At 61.3% G+C, this 13,645-nt stretch carries 10 protein-coding genes; 7 read left to right on the top strand and 3 right to left on the bottom strand.

From position 1 onward, the window contains the following. The first annotated feature begins 55 nt into the window (after nt 1–55). The gene (locus ACODTA_RS16090; RefSeq protein ID WP_489066973.1) at nt 56–2,431 is read left to right on the top strand and encodes a TonB-dependent receptor; all 2,376 of its coding nucleotides are present in this window, start codon (nt 56–58) and stop codon (nt 2,429–2,431) included. A gap of 74 nt (nt 2,432–2,505) precedes the next feature. Then, nucleotides 2,506–3,360, top strand: a complete 855-nt coding sequence (locus ACODTA_RS16085; RefSeq protein ID WP_489066972.1) for a helix-turn-helix transcriptional regulator — start codon at nt 2,506–2,508, stop codon at nt 3,358–3,360. 255 nt (nt 3,361–3,615) lie between these two features. Here the strand turns inward: ACODTA_RS16085 and ACODTA_RS16080 are convergent, their stop codons facing one another. Continuing rightward, entirely contained in the window at nt 3,616–4,881 is a 1,266-nt protein-coding gene (locus ACODTA_RS16080; protein ID WP_489066971.1) for an MFS transporter, read from the bottom strand. Between the two features lie 224 nt (nt 4,882–5,105). Here ACODTA_RS16080 and ACODTA_RS16075 point away from each other — a divergent pair, with 224 nt between their 5' ends. From ACODTA_RS16075 to ACODTA_RS16065, 3 genes are all read left to right on the top strand, one after another. Next, the gene (locus tag ACODTA_RS16075; protein ID WP_489066970.1) at nt 5,106–5,942 is read left to right on the top strand and encodes a helix-turn-helix domain-containing protein; all 837 of its coding nucleotides are present in this window, start codon (nt 5,106–5,108) and stop codon (nt 5,940–5,942) included. Nucleotides 5,943–6,130: 188 nt separating this feature from the next. Then, nucleotides 6,131–8,650, top strand: coding sequence for a TonB-dependent receptor (locus ACODTA_RS16070; RefSeq protein ID WP_489066969.1), 2,520 nt, complete (start codon nt 6,131–6,133; stop codon nt 8,648–8,650). Between the two features lie 32 nt (nt 8,651–8,682). After that, on the top strand, nt 8,683–9,579 hold the full coding sequence (locus ACODTA_RS16065; protein WP_489066968.1) for a 3-keto-5-aminohexanoate cleavage protein: 897 nt from the start codon (nt 8,683–8,685) through the stop codon (nt 9,577–9,579). 76 nt (nt 9,580–9,655) lie between these two features. Here the strand turns inward: ACODTA_RS16065 and ACODTA_RS16060 are convergent, their stop codons facing one another. Continuing rightward, nucleotides 9,656–10,330 carry a hypothetical protein gene (locus ACODTA_RS16060; protein WP_489066967.1) on the bottom strand — a complete coding sequence of 225 codons (675 nt, stop codon included), beginning with the start codon at nt 10,328–10,330 and terminating at the stop codon, nt 9,656–9,658. A 238-nt stretch (nt 10,331–10,568) separates the two neighbouring features. Here ACODTA_RS16060 and ACODTA_RS16055 point away from each other — a divergent pair, with 238 nt between their 5' ends. Further along, a complete protein-coding gene (locus ACODTA_RS16055) occupies nt 10,569–10,916 on the top strand; it encodes a hypothetical protein (RefSeq protein ID WP_489066966.1) in 348 nt (115 codons plus the stop codon). On the opposite strand, the gene ACODTA_RS16050 is transcribed toward ACODTA_RS16055, so the two are convergent. Then, on the bottom strand, nt 10,905–11,723 hold the full coding sequence (locus ACODTA_RS16050; protein ID WP_489066965.1) for an SDR family NAD(P)-dependent oxidoreductase: 819 nt from the start codon (nt 11,721–11,723) through the stop codon (nt 10,905–10,907). The two genes, ACODTA_RS16055 and ACODTA_RS16050, sit on opposite strands and share 12 nt — an antisense overlap. A 255-nt stretch (nt 11,724–11,978) precedes the next feature. Here ACODTA_RS16050 and ACODTA_RS16045 point away from each other — a divergent pair, with 255 nt between their 5' ends. Beyond that, nucleotides 11,979–13,628, top strand: a complete 1,650-nt coding sequence (locus ACODTA_RS16045; RefSeq protein ID WP_489066964.1) for an FAD-dependent monooxygenase — start codon at nt 11,979–11,981, stop codon at nt 13,626–13,628. Nucleotides 13,629–13,645 lie beyond the last annotated feature (17 nt).

The raw sequence follows: 13,645 nt of genomic DNA, 5'->3' as shown, positions 1-13,645 counted from the left end.
CAGGCCCGGTTACGGGCGCCGGAATTGCCCGATGCCGAGGGAGAGGGAGATGGATATGCGGCTGAAATCAACGCTGATGCGTGCGACGGCATTGCTGACGGCGGTGGCGATCGCCGGACCCGCGGTGGCGCAACAGGCCGCACCGGCAGCCGCTGAGGAGAGTGCTGCCGACGAAGCCGGCAGTGACGCGGACATCGTCGTAACCGCGCGTCGTCGCGAAGAGCGACTGCAGAGTGTCCCGGTTTCCGTCACGGCATTCACTACGGAAGCGCTCGCGGAGCGACAGATCACCGAATTGCGCGACCTGACCGTTGCGACCCCGGGGCTGGTCTTCACCAGTTCGGGGTCGGGCCCTAACGTCAACATCACCATGCGCGCACAGACCAAGTCGGCGGTCGGTGCCGGCTTGCCCTCGGTTATCACCTATCTCAACGAAGTACCGCTGCCGAGCTATGGCTCGTCGCTGCCGACATTCGATATCGCGTCGGTGCAGGTGCTGAAGGGGCCGCAAGGAACCTATTTTGGGCGCAACACCACCGGCGGCGCCGTGCTGGTCGCGACCAGGGCGCCCAGCCATGACTGGAACGGATACGCATCGACGACGATCGGTAGCTACGACTGGTTCGAGACCGAAGGGGCACTCAACATCCCGCTGATCGCGGACAAGGTCGCAATTCGCGCGGCTTTCAACACGATCGACCGCGACGGCTATACCCGCAACCTCAGCACGCCAGGCCTCGATTGGGACGACAAGAACGAGCAATCCTATCGCGTGTCGCTGTTGATCGAGCCGGTCGATGGCGTCCGCAACCTGACCGTGTTCGACCATCAGCAGGCAAACAGCGTGGGACTTGGCGGCATCATCGTCTCCGCGCTTGCCACCGGCGGCGCGCGCAGCGCGGCCAATGCACAATATTTCAACTGCAGCGCCTTCAACGCCGTTACGCCGGTCTGCAATCCGGCGATGCCGACCGCGCTGAACGATGTCGACTTCGCCTATCAGCGGCAGCTGAGCATCGGAAACCGCGCCGCCTATAGCGACATCGCGCCCTTGAGCGACTACACGATTATGGGTGTCAGCAACGTCACGACGTTCGACATGGGCCCGGTGACGTTCAAGAATAATTTCGGCTATCGATCGGTCAGATTCAAGGCGGTGACCAACACCGACGCGACCGACATGGTCCTCAATGCATCCTATTTCGACCAGAATGAGGAGCAGTTCACGGACGAGGTTCAACTGGCCGGCAGTTTGTTCAACGATCGGCTAGAATGGCTGGTCGGTGGCTTCTACCTCGAAAATCTGCCGAGCGGCATCAACGGTCGTGCACTCGAGAATTTTCGTACCCCGGCAACGCCGATCGGCAATATCACCTATACCCACAGCTATTACCGCAACTACAGCACCGCGTTGTTCGGGCAGTTGATCTACGATCTGTCAAACGTGATCGAGGGGCTGAAGGTCAGTGGCGGCTATCGCAAGACGTGGGACGAACAGTCACTGTGTGCGGTCAGCAATCCCTATGGCCAGGCGCGCATCAGCGAACGCAGGTGCCGGACCGGTACTACAGCGCTGCGGACCACGGCGGCATTCGAAGCATCGACCTGGACAACTGGAATTGACTATCAGGCCAGCCGCAACATTTTCCTCTACGCGACCGCGCGGAAGGGCTATCGCGGCGGCGGGATCAACTCACCGCTCCTCGGCGGGACTCTGACCCCCTACCAGACCTATCGGCCCGAGGAGATCCAGGACTTCGAGATCGGGAGCAAGCTCGACTGGAACGTGGGGACGGTGCGCGGGCGGACCAACCTTGCGCTGTACCGCGGCAAATACAAAAACATCCAGGGATCGATCGGCGGGCTTCCCGCCAATTTCGATGGCGATAACAACCCCGCGACTGACCCGGCCAGTTCCACATTGGTGGTGAACCGCGGCGCGGCAACGATTCAGGGGTTTGAACTCGACGGGTTCATCAGCCCGATCAGCGGCCTGACTTTCAGCTATGGTGCGGCCTATACCGATGCCAGATTCACCAGCTTCAGCGTGCCGCCGCTCTTCTCGGCGTTGCCAGCGGGCGTGCCGGTGTTTCTGTCGACACCCAAATGGACGTTGACCGGCGGTGTGCGGTATGAAGCGGAGCTGCCGTCGAATGCAGGCACGCTGGTGTTCAACGTCGACGCCTATCACAGCGACGCGCTGCTCTACGCATCAATCCTCGAGAACGGCTATAATGTGGTCAACGCCCGGATCGACTGGAACGAGGTGCTCGGCAGCAAGTTCGGCCTCTCGGTATTCGTACGCAACGCATTCAACGAGAATTACACATCGGGCGCGCTGCTGGGATCGAACGCCCTGTCCATTGTCACCGGTACGCAGGGCCCACCGCGGATGGGCGGCGTACAGTTGCGTTATCGCTTCGGGGACTGATTTTGACAGCATAAATTCTAGAATATATATCTTTCCCAGGAGCCAGTTTTAAGGGCTGGCCCAGGGAGAGTGAGATGAGCGATTTTCTCCGGCAAAGCCTGGCGCCGCGCTTCGACAGCCTGGGCGGATTGGCGATCTCGACCAGTCGTTTCACTCTGACCGGTGGCAGCAGCGGCATGTTCGGCAATGACGGCTATGCGATGCTGCAATTCGCATTGGCACAACGCAAGGTGCCGCTCCGCGGCAGATTGCCGGGCTGCGCGCGCGGCTGGCAGAATCTAGGTGCGATCGTCTATGCCCCGCCCGGCGTGCAGGTCGACATGCAGGTGCCGTGCGGAATGTTCGACACGATGGTCGTGCGCTTCGAGCCATCATGGTTGGACGAGATCGAGCTGCCGCGAGAATATCGGGACGGTCCACTCCCCTCACTGAATGTCGAGCATCCGGGGGTGCGTAACGACCTCACCCGGCTGGCCGATGCGATCAGGAGACCCCGGTTCGGCCAGCGGATATTCGTCGAAGGCGCCTGTCGGGTGATCTTCTACGAATTGATGCATGCGCTATGTACAAGCGGGGACCGATCGCGGCATCTTCGCGGCGGCCTGTCGCAATGGCGCAAGCGCATTATCGCAGAGCGGCTGGATTGCGGACTCAGTCCTCTGCCGTCGATCGACGAACTGGCGGGGCTGTGCAAGCTGAGTAGCCGCCACCTGATGCGAGCGTATCGGGAGGAATATGGCCACACGCTGGGCGAGGAAATCCGGCGCGGTTATGTGCGGCGCGCCAAGGCGTTGCTGGCGGGCGGAGGCGTACCGATCTACCAGATCGCGACGCAATTGGGCTTCGCATCGACCACAAGCTTCGCGGTCGCGTTTCGCCGCGATGTTGGGTGCCTGCCGTCCGAATATCGTGTGTCTGCGCGTCATTGACCGACGGGGCTGGCTGGCTCCTCAAGATAGATGCTTACAAATAACTAACCGCGGGCTCATTGCGAACCAGGATCGGTATCACGCATTCACCACAGCTAATAGCGTTCAGCTCGCGTCATCATGCCAAGGTGCAGGGACGCTGACGCATCCGCACCTTGGAACGCTCAAGCGCCGCGCGGGGTTCGCCAGGATGCGATGAGTTATGTTCATCGCATCCTGATGCCACACAGCCTCGACAGTCCCTCACCTGCGGCGTCACCTGGCTTTGACGGAACCCTCCGCGCGTTCGCCTTCCAACTTGTGATCCGGATAGGCGCCCATGGTCGCGGTCAGCAGGCTGCATAATATGGCTGAGGGAATGATCGTCAGCAGGAATGTGTCGTACGAGCCTGAATGATCGAACAATGCGCTGCCGATCAGCGGGCCCAGCCCAGTCCCTGTACTGATAAGCGCGGCGATGAACCCGAAAAGCGCGCCATAGTTCCTCAGGCCGAAATATCGCGTAGCCAGATAGATTACAGAATCTAGTTCCGCGCCGATCGACAGGCCTAGGATCGCTGCTGCTATGATCGCGACCGGGACAGACCCGGGCATGATGATGAGTAGCGCGGCGCTGATAGCGGGCAGGCCCAAACTGATCGCGGCGATTTGCGGCCCTGTGGTCCGGTCCAGTAGAAGGCCGACCGCAAGGCGCCCGATGATCGATGCGATGCCCAGCATACCGGCAATGCCTGCCGCGGTCGTCCGGCCGATGCCGGCGTCGCTCAGCATCGGAACCAGATGCACGACCGTTCCCACGATCATCGTCGTGGCGATCAAGGCGACAAGGGCGAGCGTGTAGAAGGACCGCGAATGAAGACCCTGTCGCACGGTCAATCCTGGCAGTACGACGGGGGACGGTGCGGTCATCGAGGCGCGCCGGCCGATATCGCGCGCGTCGAAGAAGAACAGGAACAGGATCGGCAGGATGATCACTGCCCATCCCAGTCCGAGCCCGGCGAAGGCCAGTCGCCATCCGAAACGATCGATCAGGATATTCGCGGCCAGCGGCGTAATCATCGAACAGACGCCGGTGCCGCACAGGGCGACCGCTAGCGCAAATCCGCGCCCGGCAGTGAAACGCGATGAGAGTGCCGCCGACCACACTGTGGGTTTCACAAGCACCAGGCTGAGTGCCAGCAGTACCCATAAGAGCCACCAGCTCCAAATCTGCGCACTCGTGAAGGCCAACAATGCAAAAGAGGTGCAATAGCTCGCGGCGCCGGCAAGGCCGATCCGGCGGGCGCCCCAGCGATCGACGAAATGGCCGAATACGGGCGATAGAAAGAATGCGAAGATGGACGGGATCATCATCGCGCCGGTGATCTCACTGCGTGCCCAGCCAAATTCGCGCTCAAGTGGCTCGAGGAATAGACCGATCGAATAGAGGTGGATGCCCGCGACCACGAAACCGAAGCCCGATGCCAACGCTACGGTCCAACCGGCCTTCCATTCCTGCCGGATGCTTGCTGCGTCCGTCATCATCGCTCTCCCGGCCCTCGCGCATGTCTTGCCATTGTATTTTCACTTTTGGGTGAACTACGAATCATAGACGACGGAAATCTGGCGTCAGAAGCGGACATTCGCGGCAATAGCCGACATTCACTGGTGCGGCCCAACCCCCCGTTCTGTTCGCGTCGGCGATTTTCGGTGGACATTTGTACTGTCAAATTGCAGACTTTCTTCGCCAAACCTGAGAAATCGGGATGCTGGAGGAGGGAGCCATGGGAGGTTTCGGCCATCGTAAGTCCGAGCTGCACAGCATAACCACGCGCGAGCATGTGACCCTGTCGCTCTGCCGCCATCATTTTCCGGTGGCCGCCTGGGTGAAAATGCAGGCGGGCCCGCTCGGTGCGCTGAAGATCGCGTTGCCGCGGAACAAGGCGCGATGCGCGGTCAGCGACGTCCTGTTCATTCCTCCCGATACAAACGTAGACATCAAGGTCGGTGCCGGCGATTTCGAGACACTAACTTGCTTCTTTCCGCGAGATATTCTGGAAAAGGCCGGGTGGGACGGCACACGCGAAGCGCGAGGCGTCCAGCTCGACAGTCCGTTGATCAAGGCTGATTTTCGTCGTCTTCTGGAAATGCTGCGCGACCCAGCACTGGAGGAGGGCGGGTTTGTAGATGCTGCAACCAAGCTGATCCTGCTCGAAGTCATGCGCGAGGTGGCCGTCCGGCAACAACAGTGCGTACTCCGTCCCGGCGGGTTGACTGCATGGCGACACGACCGCATTCGCCGTCGTCTGGCGACCCAGGACGAGCCTGTGCCGTCCGTGGCCGAATTGGCCGAGCTTTGCGGAATTACTCCGCGGCATCTGGCGCGTGCCTACCGTATTGATACTGGAGAGAGCATCGGTGACGTCGTTCGTCATGTGATGGTGGAGCGCGCGAAGCGCAGCCTGGTCGAGCGGACGCCGATAAAATGCATCGCGGCCGACCTCGGATTTTCTTCGACTGCAAGCTTTTCGGTGGCCTTTGCGCGGGAAGTCGGCATGCGCCCGACCCAGTTTCGCGGCACGCTGGGTGTTTCGCCGCACTGAGCATTGTAGGCCGATCCACATCACATAATGTCGTCTGCTAACGTCGAGGTCCCAAATTCGTAATCGATCGCGCTTGTCCCTGGACGCGCGACCGCTCACCGAAGACCGGCGACGAACGAGCCTGTAGAACAGGCAGAAGCGGGTGCGGATCGCGCTCGCCGGAACAGCATGTCGCAAGGGAGAGGCGGATGCTGAAGAAATACGCACTGTTCTGTTCGATCGCGACGGTGGCGATGGCCAATCAGGCGCATGCGCAAAGCGATCCGGAGATGCAGGCCGCGCCTGCACAAGCCGAGGCGGGCATCGGGCAGGACGATATCGTCATCACGGCGCGTCGACGCGAGGAGAATGCCCAAAGCGTTCCGATCTCCGTCACCGCCTTTTCCAGCGATATGCTGGCTGAGCGGTCGGTTACGACGATGGATCAACTCACTTATTCGACGCCGGGGCTGACTTATGGCCGTGCGGGCAACAGCAGCAATCCACAAATCATCATCCGTGGGCAGAGTCGGGCGAATTTGGGCGACGCACCGCAGCCGGTGCTCACCTATTTTGCCGATGTGCCGATGCAGACCGACGGCAGTATCGCGCCAACCTTCGATCTTGCATCGGTCCAGGTGCTCAAGGGGCCGCAGGGAACTTTGTTCGGTCGCAACTCGACCAGCGGCGCGGTGCTGATCAACCCCGCCGCGCCGACCGACCGGCTCGAAGGTTATCTGGATGTCGGCATCGGCAACTATTCGATGCGCCAGGTCGAGGGCGCGCTCAACATCCCTATCCTTGACGATCGTATCGCGTTGCGGGTCGCCGGCCAGCACGTCACGCGCGATGGCTATACCCGTAACATCAGTCCGCGGAATGTTTCGCGCCAGGCGCTCGACAACCGCAAGGATACCGCGTTTCGCGTTTCGCTGCGGATCTCTCCGGTCGAGGGGCTGACCAATACGCTGATCTATGACTGGTTCGAATGGGATCGCGCGGGTGATGGCGCGGTTATCAACCATGTCTATCCGAATTCGGACTATCCCAACGGCCATCCGCTGCGCACCGTGGTCGGCGGCCCCGGTGTGTCGGCCGCCAACCCGGCACGCGCGCCCTTCTACGATTGTGGGACATCGGTGATGTGTGACATCGATCTCTCGTTTGCTACTCAGCAGGCACGGGGGCCGCGAGTTGTCGACACGGGCGATGTGCTTCCATCCCAATATATCAACGTCGCCGGCCTTACGAACACGACCACTTGGGAACTGGGCGCGATCACGCTCAAAAACATCTTCGGCTATCGCAACGTCAACATCACCAATCTGAACAATCCGGATGGTAGCAACTTGGCGCTGACCACCACGCTCAACCGAACCGACCAGCGGCAGGTGAGCGACGAATTCCAGGTGCAGGGCAGTTTCGCAGACGGGGCGATCGAAACCATTGCCGGGGCTTTTTACCTGCACAACCAGCCCGATGGTCCGCAGGGTTTCGCGCTCGCCGGTTTCTCGCCGCCCCTGCGCCCCAATGTCGTGCAGAGCGCGCGGACATTGACCAGCAAGGCGCTGTTCGCATCCGGCACCTACGAGGTTACCCGCGGGCTGAAGATTAATCTTGGTGCCCGACACACCTGGGACAAAGTCGATGCGTGCGCGACCAGCTTCGCCGCGCCCTATCCATTGCTCGACACGAATGCGCAGATGATCACGCCCGAGCAATGCAATTCGCAGACGCCCGTACCGGTCGTCGTCTACCGCGCGGCGGCGACGGTCAACGGATCGGGGCCGTTCGACGTTTATGCGGTTCCGCGGGTCGCCGAGACGGTGATGGCGACGGGTATCCGTTCGAGCGCTCAATCGAGTGCCTGGACGTGGAACCTCGGTGCTGATTATCGGCTCAATGACGACGTGTTTCTCTACGCCACGGTTCGGCGTGGCTATCGCGCGGGCGGGGTAAACACGCCGCAACTCGGCGGGCGGCTAGCCCCCTTCCAGAGCTATGCGCCTGAAAAGGTCACCGACATTGAAGTCGGTGTAAAAACCGACTGGCGGATCGGCGATGCACGCGGTCGGTTCAACCTCAGCGCGTTCCGTGGCGTTTATAAGAATTCTCAACGTGGCGTGGGCGGTCTTGGGTCCAATTTCGACGCGGACGGCAATGCCGCGACTGACCCGTCCGCGGGCACCATTATTATCAACGCCGGAACCGCGCGTGCGCAGGGTTTCGACCTGGAGGCAAGCATCAGCCCGGTGCGGCCATTGCGGCTCTCGGTGTTCGGGTCGTACACCGATCTGCGCTACACGCGGATCGCCACCCCGACTGTACTCGTGGCGGCAAACGCCTTCCCGCAGACGGTGGCGGATTCGGCGTTTCCCTATGCGCCCGAATATACGGTCGGGGGCAATGCCCGCTTCGAGCAGCCCTTGGGCGATTTCACGACGATGGTGCTCAATGCTGACATCTATCATGCCAGTCGGATCTATTACTCTCCATTCAAATCCGACCGGACCTTGTCGGAAGATCCCTACACGCTGGTGAATTTGCGGCTGGATTTCGAAGATCTGGGCGGGACGGGTGTCTCACTGGGCCTGTTCATGCGGAATGTGTTCAACACGACCTTCATCGTCAGCGGCGCGACCACCACGCGGACCTCCGGCTACAACACCGTCTTCTACAATGAGCCGCGCATGTTCGGCGCGCAGCTCAGGTTCCGCTTCGGGAACTGACCCTTTTCCATTCATTCGTGAGAGGTATTGTCATGGATCTTTCAAAGAAGCCCGTGGTCATCGAAGCAGCGATCACCCCTTTGCGCAAGGGCGCGCCGATCAAGGAAGCGGCGGAAAATATTCACGAGGCCAAGGAGTGCCTGGCTGCGGGCGCCGGCATCATCCACCACCATCACGACTTTCGAAAATCGCGTGAGGATGCGATTCAGGAAATGATCCACATGGAAGCGGCGATGCTCGACGCATATCCCGAAGCCCTGCTGTACGGCGACTATATCCGCGGGACCGAGATCTGGGAGAAGAACGGGCATCTGCAGCCGATGCAGGATGCCGGAGTATTGCGGATGCTAGCACTCGATCCCGGCCTTACCCTGTTTGGGCGAATGGACGAGCAAGGCCTTCCATCCGATTCAGTAACCGGTGGAGCGACCTTCGCAGAGGCGCACTCGGTGGTCGAGTTCGCGCGCAAACACGACACGCCGATCTCGATCGGTGTGTACGAGCCGGGCAATCTGCGTTGGATTAGGGCTTATGCCCAAGCGGGGATGTTCCCGAAGGGATCGATCATCAAGCTCTACTTCGCCGGTCCCTACAGCATGGGATATCATATGGTCCGGGCCGTGAATTTCGGTCTCGATCCGGTCGAAGCCTCGCTCGACCTCTATCTGTCGATGCTCGATGGCATCGACATGCCTTTCATCGTCAGTTGCCAGGGGGGCGTGCTGCTCGATACGCCGTTGGCGCGCTATGCGCTCGAGCGCGGCGGGCATCTCCGCGTCGGCATCGAGGACACCGCCGGCGGCACAGAGATGAGCAACCGCGAAACCGTGGAGGCGGCGATCGCACTTGCGGCGGAGGTCGGCCGACCGATCGCGCGCGGTGCTGACGCCAAGGCCGTGCTGATCGGAGATGCCCTGGAGACCGCCTAGGGCTATGCCGTGGCGACGCCCTGTTGGCGTGGGGCGTCGCCACGGTAATTCTTCACTGAGCGAGGACGATCCGCCCTTAGCGCACCAGGCGCACGAGATCGAATTGCGAAGAGACCATCATGTCCAGCCGCTGGAAATCGATGAAGCGCGACGCGTCCTCGTACATCAACTGATAGAGTTCGTTGAACTTCGTATCGGATTCCCCGCCCTTGAATAGCGGGCGTTCGTCGTGAAGCCCCTCGATCGGAAAAGCCTCCTCGCCGATGCCTGCAATCGGCGGCGCATCCGGCGTCACCGGATTCAAAATCCGGTTCTGGACATATTCCAGGTGCGGATGGATAGACAGCGCGACCCAGGTGTGTCTGTCTTGCCAGCGCCTTAGCCATTCCCCGCTATCCAGCTGGTCGGGAATCTGTAGCATTGCCATCTGCGAATAGCCGTCGTTACGCTCGCCGGGCGCTGCCGACTGGCGCAGATTGTGGACCAGCAACCGCTCCTCCACCAGATAGCCGTGGTAATGCTGCGTGACGCGAGCGATCGCCGCCTCATAAGGTGTTCTCGCCGCGCCATCCGCTTCCTCCAGCCAGACCTGTACGACCGCTTCGAATGGGCCATAGATGCTTGTGAGCTTGAGCGCAGGGTGGTGCTCGAGTGCGTCCCCCCAGTCGACCCCCGCGTCCTGTACGTTGACTCTCAACCCGGCCGGGCCAAGCGCCGCCATCTTCGCGCCAACCTGCATCAGCCGCGACACGAACGCCGTACGCGTATCCGAAGGGGCTCGTGCGAGCAGATATATCAGCTTGTCCAAGGCGGCCTCTCCATTGTTGTTTCGGACAAGCTAGGCAGCGCACACCGGGCGGCAATCGCCGACCCGCCGAAAGGCGTATTTGGCAGATATGTGAATTGATGGCGTTATGATGCGTTCGCCTTCCCCATCACCATGATGCCGGATACGCATCGAAGCGGCGAACCCGTCAATGAGAGACACCATGACCCATTATCGCTTCCTTGTGGAAAGCAGGCCTGTGCCCGGTCGCGAGGTCGAGTATCATCAATGGTATGACGGGCGGCACACGCGTGATTTGCTGCAATTGCCCGGCGCCCGGCGCGCGCAACGGTTCGAGGTGGTCGGCACGGCTGGCGATGATCCCGTATTCTTCATGATCGTCGACTACGAAACCGACGATCTGCCCGCGCTTCTCGCGGAGATCCGGGAAAGATCGAGCAGCGGCATCATGCCCAGCAGCGATGCGCTTGAGCGGGCGAGCGTCAAGATCACGATACTCGAAGCGCGTGCTCCCATCGATATGGGATCCGGCGGCGCGTCAGCCGGGTGAATGTTCGGATTCATATCCCGGACGCGGAATGAAGCGCAGCAAATTTGTGGGTAGCGCACCGTCCACGGGCAATTCGATTCCGTTCACATAAGCGGCGTGCGGGCTCGCCAGCCACAGGACCGCCCTGGCGATGTCCCCGGGCATGCCGATCCGTCCCAGCGGGACCATCGCCTCGCGCCGGGCTCGCAGATCCGGATCGGCATAGAAGCCGGCGCTCATCGGTGTCAGTACCATCGCGGGACTGACGACATTGCTGCGGATCCCCCATTGGCTCCATTCGATCGCTATCAGCTTCGACAGCATCGCTATGCCGGCCTTCGCTACGCTATAGGCGCCGCTCGCCGGTTGCGGAAATGTACCGGAGACCGAACCCATATGCACGATCGCGCCGCCGCCGCGAGCGCGCATCTGGCGGCCAAAGGCCTGTGCGCACAGGAAGCTGCCATCCAGGTTGATCGACAACAGGCGACGCCATTCGGACAGTTCCAGATCCATCAGGTCGCCGGGTGCGAGGATGGCGGCGTTGTTGACGAGGACATCCGCTCCGCCCAGCACCTGCTGCACTTTGCCGGCTGCGGCGGTGACGCTGGCCGGATCGGAGATGTCGCACGCTGCAATCAGCGCTGGTGATCCATCCAGCGACGAAGCCAGTGCGTGGCATCGCTCCGCATCGCGATCCAGCAGAGCGAGGTGCGCGCCCGCAGCCTGAAATGCAGCGGCCAGCGCTGCGCCGATGCCTCCGGCGGCTCCCGTGATCACGACGGTCTTGCCGGCAAGATCCGGCCATGGCTGTGCATTTTCGGACATTCGCGTCATCCTTTCACCTGTGCGCTGATGTGGCCGAGCGACGATAGAACGCACACGCGGTTCCGAGGCGAGGATTTCTGCCCGGCCGATCGCCTTTCACACCTGTGTTTAATGCGGGCGCGACAGCCCGGACCGCCACGCTTTGCCTCGAAGCCCGCAAAAAGGGCGCGACTCCCTCGAAAAGTTTCTCTAGAACTACTAACATTCTAGTATATTCAGGCCTCGCAAAGCCTTTGGGAGTGGATCGGGAACTCGATGACAAGCGTGGATGTGGTGGTGGCGGGTGGTGGCCCTGTCGGGATGACTCTGGCCTATGTGCTTGCGGAGTTTGGTGTCGATGTCGTGCTGCTGGAGCGGAATCCTGCGACCACGACTCATCCGAAAATGGACATTACCAACGCGCGCAGCATGGAATTGTTCGAGAAGGTCGGTCTCGCGGAGCGGCTCCGTGCGGTATCGGTTCCGGAGAGTCAGCCGTTCGACGTGTCGTGGATCACCACGCTCAACGGCCATGAGCTCCATCGCTTCGTTTATCCCAGCGTGGCGGAGGTGCGCGAGCGAATTCGCCGTATAAACGATGGGACCCAGCCATCGCAGCCGCCGATGCGCGTTTCACAGGTCATCATCGAGCCGGTGCTCAAGCAGGCGATCGAGGAGCACCCGCGAGTCGACGTGCGTTTCGCCACAGCCTTCGACCGTTTCGAGGAGGATGGCGACAGTGTGGTGACCTCGGTGATCACCGCAGACGGCATTGAGCGGACCATCCGCAGCAAATGGTTGATCGGCTGTGATGGCGGCGGCAGCCGGGTGCGGACGCAGCTTGGCATCGATCTGAGTGGTCGCGCGCGCGTCAATGAGCGCTTCATCACTCATTTCCGTTCAGAGGCACGAGACCTTCTGCAGCGCTGGGGTGCGGCATGGCATTATCAGTCGAGCCGCGGCACGCTGGTTGCGCAGAACGATCACGATATATGGACGCTGCTGACCCGCTTTCCCGAGGGCATGAAACCGGAGGATGTCGATCCGTCCGCGCTGCTTGAGGCCTTTGTCGGCGAGCCGATCGAGCATGAAGTGATCGTGTCGAACCACTGGGCGCCCCATCTGCTGGTGGCCGACAGCTACGGGCGCGGGCGTGTGCTGCTCGCCGGAGATGCGGTCCATCAATATATCCCTACGGGCGGATATGGCATGAACACCGGCATCGGCGACGCCTTCGATCTCGGGTGGAAGCTCGCGGCGACGATCGCCGGCTTCGGCGGGCCGGAACTGATCGCATCCTACGAAACGGAGCGTCGTCCGGTCGCGCTGGTCAATTGCGCCGGTTCGGGGCGGCACAATGATGTGCGCATGGCGATCGCCGAACTCTATACTCCTGAATTGTTCGAAGAGAACCAGGCCGGTGCGCAAGCACGATCGGCTGCGAGCGCCAACATTGCTGCCTATGGCAATGCCGAGAATGAGAGCTTCGGCATCGAACTGGGCTATGCCTATGTCGGATCGCCGATCGTGCTGAACGAAGAGGGGGATCGTGTTTCGGACGACCCTATCGACTATGTTCCCAGTACGACGCCCGGTGCGCGCCTGCCCAGCGTTTACCTTGCGGATGGCGGCAATCTCTACGATCATCTCGGTGCGTGGTTCACACTGCTCACCTTCGCTCCGCTGGATACCGCCGCGCTCGAGGATGCCGCGCGATCCGCCGGGGTGCCGCTGAAGGTCAGCAATGTCGATATCCGGGGGCATGAACATCTTTACGCCGAACCGGCGCTGCTGGTGCGCCCCGATCAGCATGTCGCTTGGCGAGGTATGCCGCCAGTGGACGCGGCCGGTGCGCTCGCGATCATTGCGACCGTAACAGGACGGGGCATGCCGGCCCATCAGGCACAGCGATCCGTCGCCAGGTGACACGTGCCAATGCTGCG

Source organism: Sphingomonas sp. FG14, assembly GCF_057809675.1.
This window is presented reverse-complemented; position numbering and strand designations above follow the sequence as displayed.